Genomic DNA, 19,537 nt, shown 5'->3' with positions numbered 1-19,537 from the left:
CATGAACAATATAAACGTAATTATTGCCGATGACCATCCGATTGTACTGTTCGGTATTCGCAAATCACTTGAACAAATCGAGTGGGTGAATGTTGTCGGCGAATTTGAAGACTCCACAGCACTGATCAACAATCTGCCTAAACTGGATGCACATGTGTTGATCACCGATCTCTCTATGCCGGGAGATAAATACGGTGACGGGATCACCTTAATCAAATATATCAAGCGCCATTTCCCGAGCCTGTCGATCATTGTTCTGACCATGAACAACAACCCGGCGATCCTGAGCGCCGTGCTGGATCTCGACATTGAGGGCATTGTCCTGAAACAAGGCGCCCCAACCGACTTGCCAAAAGCGCTGGCCGCGCTGCAAAAGGGCAAAAAATTCACCCCGGAAAGCGTTTCTCGCCTGCTGGAAAAAATCAGCGCGGGCGGTTACGGCGACAAACGTTTGTCACCGAAAGAGAGTGAAGTCCTGCGTCTGTTCGCCGAAGGTTTCCTGGTCACAGAGATTGCCAAGAAGCTAAACCGCAGCATTAAGACCATCAGTAGCCAGAAGAAATCGGCGATGATGAAGCTGGGCGTTGAGAACGATATCGCGCTGCTGAATTACCTCTCTTCGGTAACGCTGAGCCCGTCCGACAAAGATTGATGATGACTGGACGTCACGGGCCTGAAGGCGCGATGCCTGTCAGGCTTAGACGTTGGTAATATCAGACCCAAAAGCCGGATAAGGCGAAACCGCCCTCCGGCATTTTTATGTCCGCATTTTTCTGACCCGCTCAGCATAGAGCGTCAGCGTTTGTTGCAGCACATCCAGAGTGACCGGTTTCGACAGACAGCTATCCATACCCGACTCCAGACAACGTTGCTTCTCTTCCGCCAGCGCGTTGGCCGTCACACCAACCACCGGCAGCGTCAGCCCTAACTGACGAATACGCTGTGTCAGGCGATAACCATCCATGTTCGGCATATTGACGTCGCTAAGCACTATATCGATAGCGTTTTTGCTCAGCACATTCAAGGCGTCAACACCGTCATTTGCCGTTTTGCACTGATATCCAAGCGATCCTAGCTGATCGGCCAGCAGACGGCGGTTGATAGGATGATCGTCCACCACCAGAATCATCATATCATCATTGGCGTCGCCGACTTTCTCCGGTGCCGTCAGCGCCGTTGAGGCGTCTTCACTGTCCAGCTCAATACTGTAAATACGCGCCAGTAGACCCGGTAATTCATGCGGCGACGCAACGCTATGCACCCACTCGCCCGCCGCTCTTTCCACCGGTATCCCGATATGGCGACGACAGAAGATCACGGCGGCACGTCCCTGCCACGGCTGCTCCAGCTCATCATCCGTTATCAATACGTCATCTGGCGCCGGTTCCTGACCGTCATAACGGAGCACCTGCACGCCGTTACGTGCCAGGCTGGATTCCACAAAATGGGCCAACGAGGCGTTACGCACCGCCAGCCAGCAACGGGTTTTTGCAAGGCCATCCACGGCTTTTCGCACCGGGAATTGCGCGCCATACAAGGGGATACGCAGCGTAAACTGACTTCCCATTCCGGGTTCAGAATCCACGGAGATATCTCCGTCCATCATGCTGATCAGTTTTTCGCAGATCGCCAGCCCCAGGCCCGTTCCCTGGAAATTCCGCTGTACCCCGGTTCCCACCTGGAAGAAGGGATCGAACAAGCGCACCACTTCTTTCGCCGGAATACCCACTCCCGTGTCGCGCACCCGAATACTGAGATAGTCGCCGTTACACTGCACATGCAGCACAATGCAGCCCGTATCGGTAAATTTAATGGCATTGCTGAGCAGGTTGGAAATCACCTGCTGCAGACGCATCGGATCGCCATTCAGCGTGACCGGAACATCAGGTTCGATAAAGCAATACAGCCCTAACTGTTTACGCACCACCAGCGGCAAGTAGTTTGCCGTAATATGGCTCATCACTTCCCGGGGCGAAAACTCGCGTGGCTCAATCTTCAACTGCTCAGACTCGATTTTTGAGAAGTCGAGAATGTCGCTAATGATTTTTAGCAGCAGACTGGAGGAGTTGTTCATCGCCGTCACCAGGCGATCGACCCCTTTCGGCAACTCTTTGGTTTGCAGCAGATCGAGGTTACCAATGATCCCGTACAGCGGTGTGCGCAATTCATGGCTGACCGTGGCGAGGAACATCGATTTAGACTGACTGGCCTGCTCTGCCGCCTGCGCCATCTCCTGCAACGATTCTTCCATCTTCACGCGGGCGCTCACATCCACCAGCACGCAAATCGCCACGTTTTCATTGCGATAGCGTGAATGCACAAAGCTAATTTGCAGGTTCGTGTTATTGCTGGTCAACACGTCCACAAAGTTGACCTGCTGGCCGCAGATGATTTGTGTCAGTCTCTGGCGATCCTCATGGGTGAGCATATTAAGGTAAGTATGCGCAAGTTCATTACTGAGGATATTGATGCCGTCGATGGTGCGCAAAATGCAGATCCCCACGGGCGCGGAGGCAACAATTTTACGGTTGAACTGTTCATGTTCTTCCAGTCGCTGGGCGTCACTTTCCGCTGGAATGAAAATCCGCCGTTCATACATGCGCGCCAGCGTAAACAAGGCAGCGCCTACCAGCACATTCAATATAATCGCGTTAAGGATCAGCATGCGGATGCGCTCGAGCACCAGATCGACAGGCACCGAGTAGACAATACTCAGGGATGACGGCGGCAGATTTTTCTTCAGTACCAGCTCGCGAAAACCTGGCGTATAGCCAAACCAGGAGCGCTCCTGCATCCAGCGCGGTTCCGCTTTGATATTGCCATCCGGCCCGGTCAGCGAAATTAAGGCATGGCCATTTTCATCCAGAATCGTCACCCCCATGGGCAGGCTTCCTGGCGTGAAAAAGTTTTCCATGCGAATAGACTGTTCAACACCGAGCAGCGCCTGCAGACGATTTGCCAGATAGACCGGCGTCAGCGCATAAAAATAGCCGATGCCCGGCCGCGGACCCTGACCTATCCAAAAGAGGTTATTCCCGCTCTCTTCCTGTGGAGCATTACGGTACTTAACGATACGCTCGTGCAGTGCTTTCAACGCCGCATCACGCTCAACTGGCATATCGCGCAGACCAAAATTCGCCATACAGAGGTTATCGCTACCGATCAGAAATACGCGATTCAGGTCGTAAGCAGCGGAGAAATTGTCGCGCCAGTAGCGCATAAACCAGGACAGCGACTCCAGCGATCCCCGCCACATATTGCTCATGGCTGCACAGTCGGAGTCAGCGAAAAGTGGCTCGAAAGTGGGCACCTCGACCTTTTCGTCCCGCGCCCGCGAAGACATCACGCCGTTTTCCGCCGTGAGGCGGTTTTCAGCAATGTACTTCAGCTCTTTCATCACGTCTGAGGTACGCTGAATGTAGCGCTGGGCTTGATCGGAACTGAGGTTAAACTCCTGACGAATTTCGGACTCTCGCTGATGCAGCGCATTCACGATGTAAAACACCGAAGCAAACGCAATCAAAAGCCAGATTAATAACGCCAACGCCCTGAACAGGTAGCGCGACACTTTCAGGGTGGTGCGAAAGGAAGCAAGGTATTTCAAAAGGGCGAAGCTCCGCCTCAGGATGTAAATAGAGTGTGATTAAGGTAGCGGTAAATGACCGACGTCGCAATGGTCTCTCATGACGGGAATATGATGCACCGCTGAGAAACTGTTATCTCAACCCCTGATAATCATCGTTTGCCTAAAAAACACTACACGGATGTCAGAATGTGCGACCTGAGATGGCTGATTCGTCGTTTAACCCCGCGACGATTACGCAACCAAATGATCATGATGGCCATTCTGATGGTCATTGTGCCGACGATATCTATAGGTTATATCGTAGAAACCGAAGGCCGTTCAGCAGTCTTATCCGAAAAAGAGAAAAAATTGTCGGCAGTGGTGCATCTGCTTAACGATGCGCTGGGCGATCGCTTTAGCGACTACGATAATCTGCCGCGTGAAGAGCGTATTCGCGCACTTAATGCCGAGCTAAGCCCCATCACTGAGCGTATTACCCGTGCATTTCCTGGCGTTGGTGCGGGGTATTACAACAAAGCGCTGGATGCCATTATCACCTACGCACCCTCTGCTTTCTATCAAGGGAATGTTGGCACCACCATCGCCGCCGATCATCCCGGACGTGACGTGATGGGCAGCAACAATCCCGTAGTCTATTCCGGGCGACAAGTTCGCGGAGACATACTCAACTCCATGATCCCGATAGAACGGCAGGGGGAAGTCATTGGTTATATCTGGGCCAACGAACTGACAGAAGACATTCGCCAGCAGGCCTGGAAAATGGACGTCAGGATCATGGCTGTGCTGGCTGCTGGATTAATCAGCAGCCTGCTACTTATCGTTCTCTTTTCACGCCGACTCAGTGCCAATATCGACATCATCACTGACGGACTCTCAACCCTGGCGCAAAAAACACCAACCCGACTGCCTGACCTGCCTGGTGAGCTGGGGCAAATCAGCCGCAGCGTCAATGCACTGGCACAAACGCTACGGGAAACCAAAACGCTTAACGACCTGATTATTGAAAACGCGGCGGACGGCGTTATTGCTATCGACAGACAGGGCGACGTCACCACCATGAACCCGGCAGCGGAGCAGATAACGGGCTATAAGCTGCATGAGCTGGTCGGTCAATCCTATGCGAAGCTGTTTGCCAACACCCAATTCTATAGTCCGGTGCTGGATACCCTCGAGTATGGGACCGAACATGTGGCCCAGGAGGTTAGCTTTCCGGGCCGTGAACGCACCCTTGAGATAAGCGTCACCACCAGCCGGATCCATAACGCCCATGGCGAGCTGATCGGCGCTCTGGTTATCTTCTCGGATTTAACCGCCCGCAAAGAGACACAGCGCCGACTGGCGCAAACGGAAAGACTCGCCACCCTCGGAGAACTGATGGCCGGCGTCGCCCATGAGGTCAGAAACCCGCTGACGGCAATTCGCGGTTATGTACAGATTATTCGTCAGCAAACTTCATTGCCGGAACATCAGGAATACTTATCCGTTGTGCTGAATGAAATTGATTCAATTAATAAAGTTATCCAACAACTGCTGGATTTCTCTCGCCCGCGACAAAGCCAGTGGCAGCAAGTTCGGCTCAATGCGCTGATTGAAGAGACGCTGATCCTCGTACAAACCTCCGGCATTCAGGCGCGTATTGCCTTTACAACGGAATTCGATGTCAACCTGCCGGCAATCGTCGCCGATCGCGAACTCCTCAAGCAGGTGATCCTGAATATTTTAATTAATGCTGTGCAGGCTATAGGTGCGCGAGGTGAAATTCGCATCCGCACCTGGCAGTACACGGCTTCGCAGCAGGCAGTGATGATTGAGGATAATGGCTGCGGTATTGATACCGCCTTACAGAAGAAAATATTTGATCCCTTTTTTACGACTAAAGCCTCAGGAACCGGTCTTGGACTGGCGCTGAGCCAGCGCATTATCAATGCGCATCAGGGGGATATTCACGTTGCCAGCATGCCTGGCTGCGGCGCAACCTTCACCCTTATTTTACCGATCAACCCGCAGGGAAATCCGTCAGAATGAAAACGACCTACCGTATTCTCATCGTTGATGACGAAGACAATGTTCGCCGTATGCTTGCCACCGCATTTTCCCTGCAAGGGCATGAAACACACAGTGCCAGCAACGGCCAGGCCGCACTGCAATGCTTTGAAGAAATAGAGCCAGACGTGGTGCTGATGGACATCCGTATGCCGGAAATGTGCGGTATAGAAGCGCTGAAAATCATGAGAGTCCAGCAGCCCCGGATCCCCATCATTCTGATGACCGCCTACGCTGAAGTAGAGACAGCCGTCGAGGCGCTACGCAGCGGCGCATTTGATTATGTCATTAAACCCTTCGATCTGGACGAGCTCACCTTAGTCATTCAGCGTGCTCTCCAGCTCCAGGCCATGAAGCAAGAGATCCGCAGCCTGCATAAAGCGCTGAGTAGCAGTTGGCAGTGGGGACATATCCTGACCAATAGCCCCGTCATGATGGATATCTGCAAAGATACGGCGAAAATCGCCCTCTCCCAGGCCAGCGTACTGATCAGTGGTGAAAGTGGAACCGGGAAAGAGCTGATCGCCCGCGCTATTCACTATAATTCCCGCCGGGCTAACGGGCCGTTCATCAAGATCAACTGTGCTGCGCTGCCGGAATCGTTACTGGAAAGCGAACTGTTTGGTCATGAAAAAGGGGCATTTACCGGCGCGCAAACATTGCGCCAGGGGCTGTTTGAACGTGCCCATCAGGGAACGTTATTACTCGATGAAATCGGTGAAATGCCGCTCGTTCTGCAAGCCAAGCTGCTACGTATTTTGCAAGAACGAGAGTTTGAACGCATTGGCGGGCATCAGACCATTCAGGTCGATATCCGTATTATTGCCTCCACCAATCGCGATCTCCACGCCATGGTAAAAGAAGGTGCTTTCCGCGAAGACTTGTTTTATCGGCTGAACGTGATTCATCTGACGTTGCCCCCCTTGCGCGAGCGCCGCGAAGACATCGCCTTGTTAGCCAACCACTTTTTACAAAAATTTAGTTCGGAAAATCAGCGCGATATTATCGAGATCGACCCGACAGCGATGTCAATACTCGCCGCCTGGCCGTGGCCGGGCAATATTCGCGAACTGTCCAACGTTATCGAACGCGCGGTCGTGATGAATACCGGTGCGGTGATTTTCGCCGAAGATCTGCCCATTCAGTTCCGTTCCCCCGTAAGTGCAATAACAGAAGTAAAACCAGCCCAGACAGGAGAGCGAAATCTGAAGGAAGAGATTAAACGTGAAGAAAAACGGATCATCATTGAAGTACTTGAACAACAGGACGGAAACCGCACCCGCACAGCGCTGATGCTGGGGATCAGCCGACGCGCCCTAATGTATAAATTACAGGAATATGGTATCGACCCGTCAGGTTCCTGATACAAAATTTGCTATGCAGAATTTTGCACAGTGCGCAAAACTCTGCATAGTCACCCCGCAATCCCCACAAACCCCGACAAAAAATAACCATTTAAATTCAATTGGTTAAATATTAAAACATCTATCCCATCATCCTGGCACTCTGCTTGCAATTCCCTGAGCGTACCCAAAATGGAGTATGCACAAGGGAAACATAATGAAAACAAAACTGATTACCTTACAGGACGCCGCAGGCTTCTTTCGTGACGGCATGACCATCATGGTCGGTGGCTTTATGGGTGTTGGCACTCCGCCTCGCCTTGTCGAAGCTTTACTTGAATCCGGTGTCAGGGATCTGACGCTAATTGCCAACGATACCGCCTTTGTCGATACCGGGATCGGGCCATTGATTGTCAATGGTCGGGTGAGCAAAGTGATCGCCTCACACATTGGCACCAACCCTGAAACCGGTCGGCGCATGATTGCTGGCGAGATGGACGTTCAACTGGTTCCACAAGGTACGCTCATTGAGCAAATTCGCTGCGGCGGCGCGGGTCTTGGTGGCTTTCTGACGCCAACCGGCGTCGGCACCGTGGTCGAGGACGGCAAACAGACCATGACACTTGATGGCAAAACCTGGCTGCTTGAACGTCCATTACGTGCGGATCTGGCGCTTATCCGCGCTCACCGCGCCGACATGCTTGGCAACCTGACCTACCAACTCAGCGCACGCAATTTCAACCCACTGATTGCCCTCGCCGCCGACATCACGCTGGTTGAGCCGGATGAGATGGTCGAAACAGGTGAGCTTCTCCCCGACCAGATAATCACCCCCGGCGCCGTTATCGACCATATCGTCATTCCACAGGAGAGCTAATCATGGATGCTAAAAAACGTATTGCGCGCCGCGTGGCGCAAGAGCTTCGCGATGGCGATGTTGTAAACCTGGGGATCGGCCTGCCAACGATGGTCGCCAACTATCTACCGGCTGACATTCACATCACTCTACAGTCTGAAAACGGCTTTCTTGGGCTGGGGCCGGTGACGACTGCGCATCCTGATCTGGTTAACGCCGGTGGGCAGCCGTGCGGTATTTTACCCGGTGCGGCCATGTTTGACAGTGCCATGTCATTTGCGCTTATTCGCGGCGGCCACGTCGATGCTTGTGTTCTCGGAGGATTACAGGTCGATGAACAGGCTAACCTCGCCAACTGGGTCGTTCCCGGCAAAATGGTGCCCGGCATGGGCGGGGCAATGGATCTGGTGACCGGTGCGCGCAAAGTCATTATCGCTATGGAGCATTGTGCAAAAGACGGTTCAGCGAAAATTCTCCGTCACTGCACAATGCCGCTCACGGCTCAACATGCAGTGCACATGCTGGTGACAGAACTTGCCGTATTCCGTTTTATCGACGGCAAAATGTGGCTTACTGAAATTGTCGAAGGATGCGATATCGCCACTCTGCGTGAGAAAACCGACGCGCAGTTCGACGTCGCCGCCGATCTGGTCATCCAGCGGGGTGACGCATGATTGGTCGCATATCTCGCTTTATGACGCGCGTGGTCAGCCGCTGGCTTCCTGACCCGCTGATTTTTGCCATGCTATTAACACTGCTGACCTTCGGGGTCGCGCTGTGGCTAACGCCACAAACGCCGATCAGCATGGTGAAACTCTGGGGTGACGGTTTCTGGAACCTGCTGGCATTCGGCATGCAGATGGCGCTGATCATCGTGACCGGTCATGCGCTGGCCAGTTCAGGGCCGGTTAAAAGCCTGCTGCGTACGGCAGCATCCGCCGCTAAAACCCCCGTTCAGGGGGTCATGCTGGTGACATTTTTCGGTTCGGTTGCCTGCGTGATCAACTGGGGTTTTGGTCTGGTGGTAGGGGCGATGTTTGCCCGCGAAGTCGCCCGTCGGGTTCCCGGCTCCGACTATCCGCTACTGATTGCCTGCGCTTACATCGGCTTTCTCACCTGGGGTGGCGGCTTCTCCGGCTCAATGCCCCTGTTGGCGGCAACACCGGGCAACCCGGTCGAGCATATTGCCGGGTTAATTCCTGTCGGCGACACCTTGTTCACAGGGTTTAATATCTTCATCACCCTGGCGCTGATTGTGGTCATGCCGTTCATTACCCGCCTGATGACGCCGAAACCGTCCGATGTCGTCAGTATTGACCCCAAATTATTGCTCGAAGAGGCGGATTTTCAGAGGAAATTGCCTGCAGATGCCCCGCCGTCTGAAAAGCTGGAAGAGAGCCGCATTCTGGCCCTCATCATCGGTGCATTGGGTATTGCTTACCTGGCAATCTATTTCACCGAAAAAGGATTCAACATCACCATCAATACCGTCAATCTGATGTTTATGATTGCCGGTCTGTTGTTGCACAAAACGCCAATGGCCTATATGCGTGCCGTCAGCGCAGCCGCCCGCAGTACCGCAGGTATTCTGGTTCAGTTTCCTTTCTACGCGGGCATCCAGTTGATGATGGAACACTCCGGTCTCGGCGGGCTTATCACCGAGTTCTTCATCAACGTCGCCAACAAAGACACCTTCCCTCTCATGACCTTCTTCAGCTCTGCGCTGATTAACTTCGCCGTCCCTTCAGGCGGCGGACACTGGGTTATTCAGGGACCGTTCGTGATGCCCGCCGCACAGGCGCTTGGTGCTGACCTCGGTAAATCCGTCATGGCTATCGCCTACGGCGAGCAGTGGATGAACATGGCACAACCGTTCTGGGCGCTGCCTGCACTGGCCATCGCCGGGCTTGGGGTACGAGACATTATGGGCTACTGCATCACCGCCCTGCTCTTCTCCGGTGTCATTTTTGTCATTGGATTGACCTTTTTCTGATGGAAACCCACCTACTTTAAGGAACAGAAGATGAAAAATTGTGTCATCGTCAGCGCGGCACGTACTGCAATCGGTAGCTTCAATGGCGCACTGGCGACTACCAGCGCTATCGAGCTTGGAGCAACCGTGATTAAAGCCGCACTTGAGCGCGCCCACCTTGACCCGCAGCAGGTTGACGAGGTGATCATGGGTAACGTGTTGCAGGCAGGTCTCGGGCAGAACCCTGCACGCCAGGCGTTGTTAAAAAGCGGCCTCTCCGACACCATTTGCGGCTTTACCATTAATAAAGTCTGCGGCTCTGGCCTGAAAAGCGTGGCACTTGCCGCGCAGGCGATTCAGGCCGGGCAGGCACAGGCAATTGTCGCAGGCGGTATGGAAAACATGAGCCTTGCTCCCTACCTGTTAGACGCTAAAGCCCGCTGGGGGTATCGCCTCGGGGATGGACAACTGTCCGACGTGATTCTGCGCGATGGTTTGATCTGCGCCACTCACGGTTACCATATGGGGATCACCGCTGAAAATGTCGCCCGCGAATATGATATTAGTCGGGAGATGCAGGATGAGCTGGCAATGGTTTCGCAGCGCAAAGCAGTCACAGCAATAGAATCCGGTGCATTTCAGGCGGAAATCGTTCCGGTGAGTGTGGTGTCGCGGAAAAAAACGATCGTCTTTGATCGTGATGAATTCCCTAAAGCTGACACGACGGTAGAAGGTCTTGCAGCACTGCGTCCCGCCTTCGACAAAACAGGAAGCGTCACCGCCGGTAACGCGTCGGGGATCAACGATGGCGCAGCGGCTCTGGTGGTGATGGAAGAATCTGCGGCACTGGCGGCGGGACTAAAACCGCTGGCGCGTATTAAAGCCTACGCCAGCGGCGGCGTCGCTCCGGCCATGATGGGAATGGGGCCGGTTCCCGCTACCCAAAAAGCGCTGCAACTGAGCGGACTACAACTGTCCGATATCGATCTTATTGAAGCTAATGAGGCATTTGCCGCGCAGTTCCTGGCAGTGGGTAAAACGCTGGGTTTTGACTCGCAAAAGGTGAATGTTAACGGCGGGGCAATCGCGCTTGGGCATCCTATCGGTGCCAGCGGCGCACGTATCTTAGTGACGCTGCTGCACGCACTACAGGCTCGTGATAAAACGCTCGGACTGGCCACATTGTGTATCGGCGGCGGTCAGGGAATTGCGATGATTGTTGAACGGATGAACTAAACGAAAAAGGGCCGGAATTCCGGCCCTTTGCATATCAAGGTGATTACTCGTCAGCGTCTTCCGCGGAATCGTCTGCTGCGTCATCTGCAGCATCATCTACCGCGTCATCATCGCTTTCCACTTCCGGGGCGATGTCTTCGTCCCCTTCTGCGGCGCTACCGTCGATAGAATCCAGTTCTTCATCATCGACAGGCTCAGCAACACGCTGCAGACCCACCACGTTTTCATCTTCCGCAGTACGGATGAGGATAACGCCCTGGGTGTTACGACCCACAATGCTGATTTCCGACACGCGAGTACGCACCAGCGTACCGGCATCGGTGATCATCATAATCTGATCCGCATCGTCGACCTGCACCGCGCCGACAACAGAACCGTTACGTTCGGTGACTTTGATAGAGATAACCCCTTTCGTCGCACGCGACTTGGTTGGGTACTCTTCTACCGCAGTACGTTTACCGTAACCGTTTTGTGTTGCCGTCAGGATTGCGCCTTCACCACGAGGGATGATCAGCGAAACCACTTTGTCGCTCCCGCCTAAGCGAATACCGCGAACACCGGTGGTGTTGCAACCCATCGCACGAACGGAGGCTTCTTTAAAGCGAACCACTTTACCTTCGGCAGAGAACAGCATGACTTCATCATCACCGCTGGTCAGATCCACGCCAATCAGTTCATCGCCTTCAACCAGTTTGATCGCCACTTTACCGGCGGTACGCAGACGATTGAACTCGGTCAGAACGGTTTTCTTCACCGTACCGTTGGCGGTCGCCATGAAGACTTTCACGCCTTCTTCAAACTCAGTCACCGGCAGAATCGCGGTAATACGTTCATCCTGCTCAAGCGGCAGCAGGTTGACGATCGGACGGCCACGTGCGCCACGGCTCGCTTCCGGCAACTGATAGACTTTCATGGAGTAGACGCGGCCACGGCTGGAGAAGCACAGAATATGATCGTGCGTATTCGCCACCAGCAGTCGGTCAATAAAGTCTTCTTCTTTAATACGTGCGGCAGATTTACCTTTCCCGCCACGACGCTGCGCTTCGTACTCAGAAAGCGGCTGATACTTCACATAACCCTGGTGAGACAGCGTCACAACCACATCTTCCTGGTTGATCAGATCTTCAAGGTTGATGTCCGCGCTGTTGGCGGTGATTTCAGTACGACGCTTATCGCCAAACTGCTCACGAATCAATTCCATCTCTTCGCGAATCACTTCCATCAGACGGTCGGCGCTGCCCAGAATGTGCAACAGTTCCGCGATCTGCCCCAGCAGGTCTTTGTACTCATCGAGCAGTTTTTCGTGCTCAAGGCCGGTCAGTTTCTGCAGTCGCAGATCCAGGATCGCCTGTGCCTGCTGTTCGGTCAGATAGTATTGACCGTCACGCACGCCGAACTCCGGCTCCAGCCATTCAGGACGCGCGGCATCGTCACCCGCACTTTCCAACATTGCAGCAACGTTGCCCAGATCCCATGAGCGCGCGATCAACGCCGCTTTTGCTTCCGCAGGCGTTGGCGCACGACGGATAAGCTCAATGATCGGGTCAATGTTCGCCAGTGCAATCGCCAGTGCTTCGAGGATATGCGCACGATCGCGGGCTTTACGCAGTTCAAAAATAGTACGGCGAGTCACCACTTCACGGCGGTGGCGCACGAACGCAGAAATAATGTCTTTCAGGTTCATGATCTTCGGCTGACCATGGTGCAACGCCACCATGTTAATACCGAAGGAGACCTGCAGCTGAGTCTGGGAATAGAGGTTATTCAGTACCACTTCCCCGACCGCATCGCGTTTGACTTCAATCACGATGCGCATACCGTCTTTGTCAGACTCGTCACGCAGCGCGCTGATACCTTCAACGCGTTTTTCTTTCACCAGTTCAGCAATCTTTTCGATCAGGCGCGCTTTGTTCACCTGGTACGGGATTTCATGAACGATGATGGTTTCGCGGCCGGTTTTCGCGTCAGCTTCAACTTCCGCGCGCGCGCGAATGTACACTTTACCGCGACCGGTGCGATAGGCTTCTTCAATGCCGCGACGACCGTTGATGATCGCGGCGGTCGGGAAGTCCGGGCCAGGGATGTGTTCCATCAGCCCTTCAATGCTGATGTCTTCATCGTCGATATACGCCAGGCAGCCGTTGATCACTTCCGTCAGGTTGTGCGGCGGAATGTTGGTGGCCATACCTACCGCGATACCAGACGAACCGTTCACCAGCAGGTTAGGAATTTTGGTCGGCATTACGTCAGGAATGCGTTCTGTGCCGTCGTAGTTATCGACGAAATCGACCGTTTCTTTTTCCAGGTCAGCCATCAGCTCGTGGGCGATTTTCGACATACGGATTTCCGTATAACGCATCGCTGCTGCGGAGTCGCCATCGACAGAACCGAAGTTACCCTGGCCGTCAACCAGCATGTAACGCAAGGAGAATGGCTGCGCCATACGAACAATGGTGTCGTAAACGGCGGTATCACCATGAGGGTGGTATTTACCGATTACGTCACCAACGACACGGGCAGATTTTTTGTAGGCTTTGTTCCAGTCATTGCCCAATACGTTCATGGCGTAAAGAACGCGACGGTGTACCGGCTTCAGGCCATCTCGGACATCCGGAAGCGCACGGCCAACAATGACCGACATCGCATAATCCAGATAGGAGCTCTTCAGCTCTTCCTCAATGTTGACCGGTGTAATTTCTCTCGCAAGGTCGCTCATCTAACCGCTATCCCTCTACTGTTTCCCGGATTCAAAGGTCGCAAATTATAACACAACCACGCTAATACAGGTAAACGGATTGCCTCCTCGAGAGGCTTTATTCGTCCCGTCAGGCTGATATACTCATCTGTCTTGCCAAATAAGGAGTAGAAGCACCCATGAATGCCGAAAAACCCCCGGTAACCCACAACGTTGACCATGAAGAAATTGCCAAGTTTGAAGCAGTCGCGTCGCGCTGGTGGGATCTTGAGGGAGAATTTAAGCCTCTGCACCGCATTAACCCTTTGCGTCTGGGCTACATTGCCGAGCGCTCAGGCGGCCTGTTTGGTAAAAAGGTGCTCGATGTCGGTTGTGGCGGGGGCATTCTGGCAGAGAGCATGGCGCGTGAAGGCGCAACGGTCACCGGTCTCGATATGGGCTTTGAGCCGCTGCAGGTGGCAAAGTTGCATGCGCTGGAAAGCGGTATCCAGGTGGAATACGTGCAGGAAACCGTCGAGGAACACGCAGCGAAACATGCGCATCAGTACGATGTCGTGACCTGTATGGAAATGCTGGAGCATGTTCCTGATCCGCAATCGGTCGTAAGGGCGTGCGCGCAGTTAGTGAAACCCGGCGGCGAGGTCTTTTTCTCCACGCTGAATCGCAACGGGAAATCCTGGTTAATGGCCGTTGTGGGCGCTGAATATATTTTGCGCATGGTGCCCAAAGGTACGCACGATGTGAAAAAATTTATTAAACCTGCTGAACTGTTAAGCTGGGTTGATCAGACTGAGCTCAAAGAACGTCACATGACCGGGTTGCACTACAATCCGATCACCAACACGTTCAAATTAGGCCCAGGCGTTGATGTTAACTATATGTTGCATACAACGGCGAAAAACGACTAACGTCATCAACTATTCTTATAAAGATTGCGCTGCATCATAAGGCGCAATCTTTTTCTTCGTCGAAGAAATCAGCACTCGATCAAATTTTCTTTTTTTTTGCGAATTATTGACATGGCCTCCAGGCCTTATAAGACGCGCACTTAGCGATTATCACCCTTTTGCAACCTCAATTTAACCTCAAAATCAACTCTTGTACTGAAAAGAATCCCTACTAGAATACTCACCATATAGCGTTTCATTTAACACCCAACCCCTATATATAGTATTTATCCACAGAGTTAGTCACAAGTGGATAAGCCAGGGGATATTTTTTCTTTCACGGACAGGTAAAACATGAATCAGAGTCTGCTGGTGACAAAGCGTGATGGTAGTACAGAGCGCATCAATCTCGACAAAATCCACCGAGTTCTGGATTGGGCGGCAGAAGGACTGAATAACGTATCGATTTCTCAGGTTGAACTGCGCTCCCACATTCAATTTTACGACGGTATTAAGACCTCCGATATTCACGAAACGATCATCAAAGCTGCTGCGGATCTGATCTCGCGCGACGCACCGGATTATCAGTATCTGGCTGCGCGTCTGGCGATCTTCCATCTGCGTAAAAAAGCGTACGGTGAGTTTGAACCGCCCAAACTGTTCGATCATGTGGTTAAAATGGTTGAGATGGGTAAATACGACAATCATCTGCTGGAAGACTACACGGAAGAAGAGTTCAAGCAGATGGATTCGTTTATCGTGCATGACCGCGATATGACCTTCTCCTACGCCGCAGTGAAGCAGTTAGAAGGTAAATACCTGGTACAAAACCGTGTCACCGGTGAAATCTACGAAAGCGCGCAGTTCCTCTATATTCTGGTTGCGGCTTGCCTGTTCTCTAACTATCCGCGTGAAACCCGTCTCGAATACGTCAAACGTTTTTACGACGCGGTCTCCACGTTCAAGATTTCTCTGCCCACGCCGATCATGTCTGGCGTGCGTACCCCGACGCGTCAGTTCAGCTCCTGTGTGCTGATCGAGTGCGGCGACAGCCTGGACTCCATCAATGCGACCTCCAGCGCAATTGTGAAATACGTTTCCCAGCGTGCCGGTATCGGTATCAACGCCGGTCGCATCCGTGCGCTGGGTAGCCCGATTCGCGGCGGTGAAGCATTCCACACCGGCTGTATCCCGTTCTACAAACACTTCCAGACGGCAGTGAAGTCCTGCTCTCAGGGCGGCGTGCGCGGCGGTGCGGCAACGCTGTTCTACCCGATGTGGCATCTGGAAGTCGAAAGCCTGCTGGTGCTGAAAAACAACCGCGGCGTTGAAGGCAACCGCGTGCGTCACATGGACTACGGCGTACAGATCAACAAACTGATGTATACCCGTCTGCTGAAAGGCGGCGACATCACGCTGTTCAGCCCGTCCGACGTTCCCGGCCTGTACGACGCGTTCTTTGCCGACCAGGACGAGTTCGAGCGTCTGTACGTGCAATACGAAAATGATGACAGCATCCGTAAGCAGCGTGTTAAAGCCGTTGAATTGTTCTCCCTGATGATGCAGGAGCGTGCTTCTACGGGCCGTATCTATATTCAGAACGTCGACCACTGCAACACCCACAGCCCGTTCGATCCTCAGGTTGCGCCAGTACGCCAGTCCAACCTGTGTCTGGAAATCGCACTGCCGACCAAACCGCTGACTGACGTCAACGATGAGAACGGTGAAATCGCGCTGTGTACCCTTTCAGCGTTCAATCTGGGCGCAATCAATAGCCTGGATGAACTGGAAGAGCTGGCCGTGCTGGCCGTTCGTGCGCTGGATGCGCTGCTGGACTATCAGGACTACCCGATCCCTGCAGCCAAACGTGGCGCGATGGGTCGTCGTACTCTCGGTATTGGCGTGATCAACTACGCCTACTGGCTGGCGAAAAACGGCAAGCGCTACTCAGATGGCAGCGCCAATAACCTGACGCACAAAACATTTGAAGCCATTCAGTATTACCTGCTGAAAGCCTCCAACGAACTGGCGAAAGAGCAAGGCGCCTGCCCGTGGTTTAACGAAACCACCTACGCGCAAGGGATCCTGCCGATCGACACCTATAAGAAAGATCTCGATGCGGTCGTCAATGAACCGCTGCACCTTGACTGGGAAGCCCTGCGTGAGTCCATCAAGACCTTTGGTCTGCGTAACTCCACGCTTTCAGCCCTGATGCCGTCCGAGACCTCTTCGCAGATCTCCAATGCCACCAACGGTATTGAGCCACCGCGCGGTCATGTCAGTATCAAGGCCTCGAAGGATGGCGTGCTGCGCCAGGTTGTACCTGATTATGAATCGCTGAAAGACGCGTATGAGCTGCTGTGGGAAATGCCGAATAACGACGGTTACCTGCAACTGGTGGGCATCATGCAGAAATTTATCGATCAGGCGATTTCCTCCAATACCAACTACGACCCGACGCGTTTCCCGTCAGGCAAAGTGCCGATGCAACAGTTGTTGAAAGACCTGCTTACCGCCTATAAATTTGGCGTGAAAACGCTGTACTATCACAACACGCGTGACGGTGCAGAAGATGCGCAGGACGATCTGGCGCCTTCTATTCAGGATGACGGCTGCGAAAGCGGCGCATGTAAGATTTAATTTTTTGCCTTTTGCCGGAGGGCGGCGTAACCGCCTTATCCGGCCTACAAAACATTTCGAGGCGTTGTAGGCCGGATAAGCGAAGCGCCACCCGGCATTACACTCCTACAGGACTTACTTCAATGGCATATACCACTTTTTCACAGACGAAAAACGACCAGCTCAAAGAGCCGATGTTTTTCGGTCAGCCGGTCAACGTGGCACGCTACGATCAGCAAAAATATGACATCTTCGAAAAGCTGATCGAAAAGCAGCTCTCTTTTTTCTGGCGTCCGGAAGAGGTTGACGTTTCTCGCGATCGTATCGACTACCAGTCCTTACCCGATCACGAAAAACATATTTTCATCAGCAACCTGAAGTATCAGACATTGCTGGATTCTATCCAGGGACGTAGCCCAAACGTGGCGCTCCTGCCGCTCATTTCCATTCCTGAGCTGGAAACCTGGGTAGAAACATGGGCCTTCTCCGAGACGATCCACTCCCGTTCGTACACCCATATTATTCGTAATATCGTTAACGAACCGGCCATTGTTTTTGACGATATCGTCACTAACGAGCAGATTCAGAAACGGGCGGAAGGTATTTCGCATTACTACGATAAATTGATTGAGATGACCAGCTACTGGCATCTTCTGGGCGAAGGCACGCATAACGTGAACGGCAAAACCGTGACCGTCAATCTGCGCGCGCTGAAAAAACAGCTGTACCTGTGCCTGATGAGCGTTAACGCCCTGGAAGCCATCCGTTTCTATGTCAGCTTTGCCTGCTCTTTTGCCTTCGCAGAACGCAAATTGATGGAAGGTAACGCCAAAATCATTCGTCTGATCGCCCGCGATGAAGCCCTGCACCTCACCGGGACACAGCATATGCTTAATCTGCTACGCAGCGGTGTCGACGATCCGGAAATGGCGGAAATTGCACAAGAGTGTCAGCAAGAGTGCTACGACCTGTTTGTGCTGGCCGCGCAGCAGGAAAAAGAGTGGGCGGATTATCTGTTCCGCGACGGCTCAATGATCGGTCTGAATAAAGATATTCTGTGTCAGTACGTCGAGTACATCACGAATATTCGTATGCAGGCGGTTGGGTTGGATCTGCCCTTTAAAACGCGCTCAAACCCGATCCCCTGGATCAACACCTGGCTGGTCTCTGATAACGTGCAGGTGGCGCCGCAGGAAGTCGAAGTCAGCTCTTACCTGGTCGGGCAAATCGACGCCGAAGTCGACACCGACGACCTGAGCAACTTCCAGCTCTGATGGGACGCGTTACTCTTCGCATCACTGGCACACAGTTGCTGTGCCAGGATGAACACCCTTCCCTGCTCACCGCGCTCGAATCGCATAACGTCAACGTTGAGTATCAGTGCCGGGAAGGTTATTGCGGCTCCTGCCGAATTCGACTGGTCGCAGGTCAGGTTGACTGGATTGCAGAGCCTCTGGCCTTTGTTCAGCCAGGGGAAATCTTGCCCTGCTGTTGCAAGGCAAGAGGAGATATCGAACTTGAAATGTAGCGCGCGTTACAGCGCGTAGTAATGCGCCTTCACTTGCTCCCAGTCCGCTTTCGGGATCGGATCAAGATACTTTTCCAGCTGTGAAAAATCATGATTAGCCGCTTTATGGCGACGTAAACGACGGCGACTTTTTTCAAGATCCAGGAAACCGGCCTCAACCGTACCGTCAGTTTTCACGTAGATGTGGCGAACGTAGCAGCACCCATGCTGGCGATTCACGCTGTGCATCTTTTTAAAGGCGACAGCCACAGCTTTCAGCATGGCTTCACGCACATCATCAGGAAACGGCGTCTCGGCATGTTGATGATACCAGTCAGCGATACTGATAAAGCCCGCCATGTCTTCTGTGACCAGCAGCGCACGCCATTCACCATCCACCTTTGTCGCTTCGCCGTAGATGATCTCAGGCACGATAACGCCCGCGCTTTTCAACTCTTTAATTACCGCGATTTCACGAACAATGGTCGGGCGACCAAAAGGATAACGGACAGAGTGGAACAGATGTTGGGTCATGCGCTTAACATAGACTTTTTTGCCATTACGCTCCACGCACTGCACACCGCTCATGCCATTACGACGGTAGTTAGGTTCTTCTACCCAATCCCCTTCCGTTGCCCACCAGCGCTTAAATTCGTTGTGTGTTGCTGACAATGCCATACCCTACCGCCCGTTATTCTGATCCGATAATAATTCAGGCGGTAATATAAATGTTTAAGTTAAGTAAATCTTAAGATATTCGTGCTGAATAATGGATTTCTGCGTAAAACGCAAG

General features: G+C 53.0%; 14 protein-coding genes. 11 read left to right on the top strand and 3 right to left on the bottom strand.

The features are described from left to right. The first annotated feature begins 1 nt into the window (after nt 1). A complete protein-coding gene (rcsB, locus tag P2W74_RS07665; protein WP_276294556.1) occupies nt 2–652 on the top strand; it encodes a response regulator transcription factor RcsB in 651 nt (216 codons plus the stop codon). Nucleotides 653–757: 105 nt separating this feature from the next. Here rcsB and rcsC read toward each other — a convergent pair whose 3' ends face one another. Further along, on the bottom strand, nt 758–3,604 hold the full coding sequence (gene rcsC, locus P2W74_RS07660) for a two-component system sensor histidine kinase RcsC (RefSeq protein ID WP_276294555.1): 2,847 nt from the start codon (nt 3,602–3,604) through the stop codon (nt 758–760). A gap of 168 nt (nt 3,605–3,772) precedes the next feature. On the opposite strand from rcsC, the gene atoS reads away from it, so the two are divergent. The 6 genes from atoS (at nt 3,773) to P2W74_RS07630 (ending at nt 11,036) form a co-directional block, all read left to right on the top strand. Then, nucleotides 3,773–5,611 carry a two-component system sensor histidine kinase AtoS gene (atoS, locus tag P2W74_RS07655; protein WP_276294554.1) on the top strand — a complete coding sequence of 613 codons (1,839 nt, stop codon included), beginning with the start codon at nt 3,773–3,775 and terminating at the stop codon, nt 5,609–5,611. Continuing rightward, nucleotides 5,608–6,993 (top strand): acetoacetate metabolism transcriptional regulator AtoC, encoded by a 1,386-nt coding sequence (gene atoC / locus P2W74_RS07650; RefSeq protein WP_276294553.1) that lies wholly within the window; start codon nt 5,608–5,610, stop codon nt 6,991–6,993. The genes atoS and atoC overlap by 4 nt, the downstream gene beginning before the upstream one ends. A gap of 196 nt (nt 6,994–7,189) precedes the next feature. Beyond that, nucleotides 7,190–7,849, top strand: a complete 660-nt coding sequence (gene atoD, locus P2W74_RS07645) for an acetate CoA-transferase subunit alpha (RefSeq protein ID WP_276294552.1) — start codon at nt 7,190–7,192, stop codon at nt 7,847–7,849. A 2-nt stretch (nt 7,850–7,851) separates the two neighbouring features. Further along, a complete protein-coding gene (locus P2W74_RS07640; protein WP_276294551.1) occupies nt 7,852–8,502 on the top strand; it encodes a 3-oxoacid CoA-transferase subunit B in 651 nt (216 codons plus the stop codon). After that, entirely contained in the window at nt 8,499–9,821 is a 1,323-nt protein-coding gene (locus P2W74_RS07635) for a TIGR00366 family protein (protein ID WP_276294550.1), read from the top strand. Before P2W74_RS07640 ends, P2W74_RS07635 begins: the two co-directional genes overlap by 4 nt. Before the next feature lie 30 nt (nt 9,822–9,851). Next, nucleotides 9,852–11,036, top strand: a complete 1,185-nt coding sequence (locus tag P2W74_RS07630; RefSeq protein WP_276294549.1) for an acetyl-CoA C-acetyltransferase — start codon at nt 9,852–9,854, stop codon at nt 11,034–11,036. A gap of 43 nt (nt 11,037–11,079) precedes the next feature. Here the strand turns inward: P2W74_RS07630 and gyrA are convergent, their stop codons facing one another. After that, entirely contained in the window at nt 11,080–13,752 is a 2,673-nt protein-coding gene (gene gyrA / locus P2W74_RS07625; RefSeq protein WP_276294548.1) for a DNA topoisomerase (ATP-hydrolyzing) subunit A, read from the bottom strand. Between the two features lie 158 nt (nt 13,753–13,910). On the opposite strand from gyrA, the gene ubiG reads away from it, so the two are divergent. The 4 genes from ubiG (at nt 13,911) to yfaE (ending at nt 18,765) form a co-directional block, all read left to right on the top strand. Further along, complete coding sequence (gene ubiG, locus P2W74_RS07620; RefSeq protein WP_276294547.1) at nt 13,911–14,639, top strand: bifunctional 2-polyprenyl-6-hydroxyphenol methylase/3-demethylubiquinol 3-O-methyltransferase UbiG; 729 nt, start codon at nt 13,911–13,913, stop codon at nt 14,637–14,639. Nucleotides 14,640–14,972: 333 nt separating this feature from the next. Next, on the top strand, nt 14,973–17,258 hold the full coding sequence (nrdA, locus tag P2W74_RS07615) for a class 1a ribonucleoside-diphosphate reductase subunit alpha (protein WP_276294546.1): 2,286 nt from the start codon (nt 14,973–14,975) through the stop codon (nt 17,256–17,258). A 122-nt stretch (nt 17,259–17,380) separates the two neighbouring features. After that, complete coding sequence (gene nrdB / locus P2W74_RS07610; RefSeq protein ID WP_276294545.1) at nt 17,381–18,511, top strand: class Ia ribonucleoside-diphosphate reductase subunit beta; 1,131 nt, start codon at nt 17,381–17,383, stop codon at nt 18,509–18,511. Then, nucleotides 18,511–18,765, top strand: coding sequence for a class I ribonucleotide reductase maintenance protein YfaE (gene yfaE / locus P2W74_RS07605; protein ID WP_162379175.1), 255 nt, complete (start codon nt 18,511–18,513; stop codon nt 18,763–18,765). The genes nrdB and yfaE overlap by 1 nt, the downstream gene beginning before the upstream one ends. A gap of 6 nt (nt 18,766–18,771) precedes the next feature. Here yfaE and inaA read toward each other — a convergent pair whose 3' ends face one another. Next, nucleotides 18,772–19,422, bottom strand: a complete 651-nt coding sequence (inaA, locus tag P2W74_RS07600) for a lipopolysaccharide kinase InaA (RefSeq protein WP_276294544.1) — start codon at nt 19,420–19,422, stop codon at nt 18,772–18,774. Nucleotides 19,423–19,537: the final 115 nt, after the last annotated feature.

It is taken from the genome of Citrobacter enshiensis, from assembly GCF_029338175.1.
GTDB classification, from domain to species: Bacteria; Pseudomonadota; Gammaproteobacteria; order Enterobacterales; family Enterobacteriaceae; genus Citrobacter_D; species Citrobacter_D enshiensis.
Note: the sequence above shows the minus strand (reverse complement) of the source record. Positions and strands in the feature narration are given on the sequence as shown.